The sequence below is a fragment of the Nostoc sp. UIC 10630 genome (genome assembly GCF_010747425.1).
Lineage (GTDB): Bacteria > Cyanobacteriota > Cyanobacteriia > Cyanobacteriales > Nostocaceae > Nostoc.
This window is the reverse complement of record NZ_JAAGOG010000440.1, coordinates 1-1349: the sequence shown is the minus strand read 5'-3', so window position 1 is coordinate 1349 and position 1349 is coordinate 1. Positions and strand designations below refer to the sequence as shown.

Here is a 1349-nt window from a genome sequence, read left to right as displayed (position 1 = left end):
TCGTAGAATTTGGGCCCATCTATATTAATGATGTGTCCGTGACCCTTCCATTTTCCTTGGCTATTGTGTAGCCCCAACTCCCAGGCAACATCCTCTAAAGCCAAGTCGCGCAGTTGTTGGGTTTTCAATTCCAGCGATCGTACAATTTCTTCTAGCCGTTGTCGTTCCTTCTCGCTGGCCCTAGCCCGTTGCTCTGCCCGTTCTAGTCGCTCTTGCATGAAAGCGCGGTCAGCCAGTTGGTGGTTGATGGCGTGGAATTGGTGATCATTCTGAATCCGGGCAACGTAATTTGTAGCTGATTCAAAAGGTTCGGGTTCAAGTTTTTTATTCGACCAGACGTTGTTTAGTGGTTCGCTGTTAACGGCTTGGTAATATTCCTTTACTTTGGTGTGGGTTGCCTTACTGCCCTTGACCCCTCGTTCAATGCCCAAAGGAGCGAGTGCAGCAGCATAGCTATCTTGGAGTTTCGATAACTTAATGCTGGCAGCACGACCATTACCCCCAAACATTTCTTTGTGGCTTAACTGCTTGGTTTTCTCGTTGATCGGTACGACATAGGCATGAATGTGGGGAGTCGCTTCATCCAAATGCAATTCTGCCCTGACGCACTTATGACCATAGTTGTTGACTAGCCAACTGCGAGAAGCCTTAACAAAGTCCAACATTCGGGGATTATTCCATTCGCCGGCTTTTGATGGATTATCGGGGCGAAAATATTCTGGGGATGCCGAGAGAAAAATGTCGCTACACAGCACGGCATCCTTGCGCGGTTTGTGTAAAGTTGTGTTGGCTATCTTGTTTTTCACCAAAACTTCAAGCGGTGAATCATCCTCCATGCCAATCAGCCGGATATTTTTTTTAGTGGTGTCGGCATTTGGGGTATCTTGTAAACGGGCAGTATGCTTCTCGCTACCGCCAATGTTGCCGAAAGACTTGAGTTTTTCAACGCGCAGAATCGCTAAAGCCACCATTCTTTTTTCTCGGATTTTGCAGTTGTGCCAATGGGGTGCAAACTCCCCGCAGGGGCGAACGCAACTTCTGTGTTCTGAGCGGAGCGAAGAATGGGCGCAGCCCACCCGCAGGGCACGGAAGTGTAGTGAGTACACCACCAACATGGTACCCCGAAGCGAAATTCTCCGGCAACAGCACCCACTCCCGCTACTCGCGCGACCTCTTGGCACAATTCTGGAGCAACTCAGCACAAATATTGAGCAACTTGGCACAATTTGGTCAGCCGAAATCAGCATTTAGGGTCATGAACCGAGGTGAATCACGAGTGCCAGATTGTGCTAAATTGGTGCAATATCTGCACTTAGATAGTGCCATTCTGCTCTAAATCTGCACCAAAA

The 1349-nt window shown here is 48.7% G+C and carries 2 protein-coding genes; one reads left to right on the top strand and one right to left on the bottom strand.

What is annotated here, in order from left to right; translation table 11 throughout:
- The coding region (gene mobV / locus G1O98_RS38250) for a MobV family relaxase (protein ID WP_175587043.1) at positions 1-971 on the bottom strand (971 nt) is incomplete at its 3' end.
- Between the two features lie 35 nt (positions 972-1006).
- Here mobV and G1O98_RS38245 point away from each other — a divergent pair.
- Entirely contained in the window at positions 1007-1336 is a 330-nt protein-coding gene (locus G1O98_RS38245; protein ID WP_163939667.1) for a hypothetical protein, read from the top strand.
- Positions 1337-1349: the final 13 nt, after the last annotated feature.